4 protein-coding genes and 3 tRNA genes are annotated in these 3,165 nt (G+C 52.1%); all 7 read right to left on the bottom strand.

Annotation, left to right across the window (positions count from 1 at the left end; translation table 11 throughout):
* Positions 1–316, bottom strand: a 316-nt coding sequence (locus tag H8F23_RS28580) for a GTP-binding protein (RefSeq protein ID WP_228759421.1), incomplete at its 3' end; no start/stop codon positions are given.
* 85 nt (positions 317–401) lie between these two features.
* Positions 402–477, bottom strand: a tRNA-Thr gene (locus tag H8F23_RS28575).
* 26 nt (positions 478–503) lie between these two features.
* Positions 504–577, bottom strand: a tRNA-Gly gene (locus H8F23_RS28570).
* 25 nt (positions 578–602) lie between these two features.
* A tRNA-Tyr gene (locus tag H8F23_RS28565) sits at positions 603–687 on the bottom strand.
* A gap of 143 nt (positions 688–830) precedes the next feature.
* Complete coding sequence (locus H8F23_RS28560; RefSeq protein ID WP_194936558.1) at positions 831–1,262, bottom strand: hypothetical protein; 432 nt, start codon at positions 1,260–1,262, stop codon at positions 831–833.
* A 7-nt stretch (positions 1,263–1,269) separates the two neighbouring features.
* Positions 1,270–2,022 (bottom strand): pantothenate kinase, encoded by a 753-nt coding sequence (locus tag H8F23_RS28555; RefSeq protein ID WP_186621704.1) that lies wholly within the window; start codon positions 2,020–2,022, stop codon positions 1,270–1,272.
* Complete coding sequence (gene birA / locus H8F23_RS28550) at positions 2,012–2,965, bottom strand: bifunctional biotin--[acetyl-CoA-carboxylase] ligase/biotin operon repressor BirA (protein WP_194936557.1); 954 nt, start codon at positions 2,963–2,965, stop codon at positions 2,012–2,014. Before birA ends, H8F23_RS28555 begins: the two co-directional genes overlap by 11 nt.
* Between the last annotated feature and the right edge of the window lie 200 nt (positions 2,966–3,165).

Genomic DNA, 3,165 nt, shown 5'->3' with positions numbered 1-3,165 from the left:
AAACCAGAATAGCGCCGTCCATCTGAGCAGCACCGGTGATCATGTTCTTCACATAGTCAGCGTGACCTGGGCAGTCAACGTGAGCGTAGTGACGGATCTTCGAGTTGTACTCAACGTGTGCGGTGTTAATGGTGATACCGCGAGCTTTTTCTTCTGGTGCACTGTCGATCTTGTCGAAGTCAACGATTGCGGAACCGAAAACTTCCGAGCAAACGCGAGTCAGAGCAGCAGTCAGAGTGGTTTTACCGTGGTCAACGTGACCAATGGTCCCAACGTTGACGTGGGGCAGGGAACGATCAAATTTTTCCTTAGCCATCGATATCACCCTCAACAGAAGAAATTAGACAAACAATATCAACCATTAAAACAAAGGCAGATATTTTCATATCTGCCTTGTTATATGGAGCTCTTGAGCGGATTTGAACCGCTGACCTCACCCTTACCAAGGGTGTGCTCTACCAACTGAGCTACAAGAGCAAAACACTTTGCACAACCTGCAAACTTGGAGCGGGTAGCGGGAATCGAACCCGCATCATCAGCTTGGAAGGCTGAGGTTCTACCACTAAACTATACCCGCGGAGCCTGCAGCTCACGCTTAAATCTGGTGGAGGGAGAAGGATTCGAACCTTCGAAGTCGTAGACGTCAGATTTACAGTCTGATCCCTTTGGCCGCTCGGGAACCCCTCCTAATCAGGCCGGCATTCTATACTATGCCAAACCCCTGTCAAGCATTTTCTCATTTAAAAACCTGAGGTTAGCTGCGTTGACATCGCTTCATTTTGAATACCTACTTAGGTCTTCGCTGTGGAGCGGGCGCCATTCTATGCAAACTATTCAGCAGGTGCAACCCCCTCACACAGCATTATTTTATGTTTTAACTCATTGAATTCGTTGGAAAGGTTTTGGAGCTGGGCATCCCCCAGCAAACGCTGGCCCTGAGGCGAAACAGACAACCAATAACCAGCCCCAGAAGCATCCCTCGACGAAGATTTTACATCGACTCCCATTTCAGCCAAACGCTGCTGGAGCGCTGTAATCGACTCCTGTCGAGAAAAACCACCAAGGAACAGACACTCTTGCCGACGCCCTCCCTGCCCCTCTCGAACATTGCCCGTTGTTTCGCTGAGCAAGCGAATGTCTTGCTGGGAACCTCGATACAAACTAAGAGGCGTTACATCCTTCGCCCGCAAGGGCGCCTCCTGCTGATGCCAGACATAATAGAAAATATTAAGAACAAGAAGCAGGAGGAACAACCAACGCATACAAACCTCAGGAAAAAGGACACGCCATAGCCAACCCCACAAACACCAGGTCAGGAACGACTCGGGCCTCAGGGGCGACACCTGCAACCAATTCAGCATCCCCCCCAGTTATAAAGACTGCGAAGTCTTCTCTCCAGTAAGAGCGCGCCAGTTCCAACTGTGTCAATACGAAACCTCGCAACATCAATGAACACCCGCGCTCCACTGCCTCAACGGTGGTCCGCCCAGGCGCGTCGCTTGACAGCGCGCGCTCAGCCGCCAGATCTCCATAGCGAATCTTACGGGTATGCGTACGCAACTGATTTCGCATCAAAGGCATTCCGGGACAAATGAACCCCCCCAGATGCTCACCACCCGCAGCAATAAAATCCGCAGTCACCGCCGTACCGAAATCAAGCACCAGGCAAGCGCCGCCTGCTGCGAGATGAAACCCGCCAAGCATGGCCAGCCATCGATCCAGCCCTAGACGCTCGTACTCTTCATAACCGTTTTTGACGCCGGACATTTCACGTGCGGGCTTCGCGCACACCACCGAAATACCAAACTCACGCTCGATAATAGCGATCAAGGCATCAGTCTCCTCCGCAGTCCTGACACTGACCACGCGGCACTTACGAAGCGCAAGCCCATTGAGAGCTTTCAAACTGTCTAGCAATGCCAGATCAGAGTCGACAACCCCTTCGGAAAAGACAGCGCCAAGCGCAGCCTTCAGTACTCGCCACTTAATAAAGCTGTTCCCACAGTCGAGCTCAAGAATCATCACGCAACCTCAGGCTGAGCTCACCACCACTAAAGACTTTTTCCACGCCATCCACCTTCAGGCGCAGCGCACCCTGACTATCGATTCCGAGCACAACACCATCTATCTGACTGGAACCCGCAATCAATGAGACAGAGCGATCCTGCCACAAATGATTCGCCTCCCATTCCGCCTGGAGAGCCGAAAAACCATCCACTTGATGGTGCCGGATGTAAACGCTTAACTGCTTACTAAGCTCAGCAACCAGGGAGTTACGATCAGTACTTCTACCTGACTCAAGCCGAATAGAAGTCCATTGCTGGCCAACTTCATCAGCCGATTGCATGTTCACATTTACACCAATACCCAGCACCACATGGCAAACGTCTGCCGGATCACCAACGAGCTCGAGGAGAATGCCGGCGATCTTCTTGTTACCAACCAAGACATCGTTGGGCCACTTCAATCCCGCACCTGGCACTCCAAAGTTTCTCAGAGCCTGCAAGACAGCCAACCCAACAACAAGACTCAAGCCCTCGAGCTGGCGCATTCCGCCATCAATACGCAGGACAAGACTGTAATAAAGATTCTCTGCAAAGGGACTTACCCACTTGCGACCTCTTCGCCCACGACCAGAGACTTGGCGCTCCGCGAGCACCAAAAAGGGCGCCAAACTACCTTGGCCAATCGCCCGCAAGGCCTCAGCGTTTGTCGAGTCGACCGAATCCAAGACCATCACCGGCCAATCTGGCGCCATTGCCGATATTGCCCGAGAGTCGAGTAGCGTCAATGGCGCAGCCAATTGATAGCCCCGCCCTCGCACTTTATGAATGGACAAGCCAAGTTCGGCCTCAAGATGCTGAAGCTGTTTCCATACCGCACTTCGACTTATTCCCAAGGCGGCGCCAAGATCCTGACCAGAATGGAATCGGCCATCTTTCAGAAGGTTCAACAACGTCAACATGCAGGTCTCGCCCTCACAATGAGGCCCGAATAATATCCATGACCCGGGCTGTTGCATAGAAATCAAGCAGATGCTTTTCCTGCGGGCAAAACAAAACCCCAACTGCTTTCGCAATTGGGGTTTCGGAATTTAATCTTGACGATGACCTACTCTCACATGGGGAAACCCCACACTACCATCGGCGATGCATCGTTTCACTG

The organism is Pseudomonas neuropathica, assembly GCF_015461835.1.
Lineage (GTDB): Bacteria > Pseudomonadota > Gammaproteobacteria > Pseudomonadales > Pseudomonadaceae > Aquipseudomonas > Aquipseudomonas neuropathica.
Note: the sequence above shows the minus strand (reverse complement) of the source record. Positions and strands in the feature narration are given on the sequence as shown.

What these genes read in the sequence shown, in the direction of transcription:
- H8F23_RS28560 (WP_194936558.1), bottom strand. Translation starts at nt 1,262, where the DNA reads ATGCGTTGGTTGTTCCTCCTGCTTCTTGTTCTTAATATTTTCTATTAT.
- birA (WP_194936557.1), bottom strand. Translation starts at nt 2,965, where the DNA reads ATGTTGACGTTGTTGAACCTTCTGAAAGATGGCCGATTCCATTCTGGT.
- H8F23_RS28555 (WP_186621704.1), bottom strand. Translation starts at nt 2,022, where the DNA reads ATGATTCTTGAGCTCGACTGTGGGAACAGCTTTATTAAGTGGCGAGTA.